Source organism: Dellaglioa sp. CoH-55-MRSF-7 (assembly GCF_056782235.1).
Window position 1 is genome coordinate 1 of the sequence record NZ_JBXAYI010000244.1, and the last position, 234, is coordinate 234.

Annotated in this window: 1 protein-coding gene; it reads right to left on the bottom strand. The window is 50.4% G+C overall.

What is annotated here, in order from left to right:
- Nucleotides 1-234 (bottom strand): hypothetical protein (locus AC1RPU_RS08545; protein WP_481769741.1); only part of this gene is annotated, 234 nt, incomplete at both ends.

A 234-nucleotide genomic window follows, 5' to 3' on the forward strand; every position in this document is an offset into this window, starting at 1 on the left:
CCACGACAATTGGACACAAGTCGAGTGACGAAAATCAGAAGTGGAGAAGAGTGTGAGGAATAGATGCGTGGAAGGGGCGTCAGGCTCTAGTGCTGGCATTTCCGTTGCCCACTTACGAGCCTCGTCGAAAAGCACCGTCGTCTTATCAAACTTGTCGTGCTTGCGCAGCTTGATGAACGACGAGTGGGTCATAAACAGTATGCTACCTTCACAAAACGGCAGAACACCTTTTCC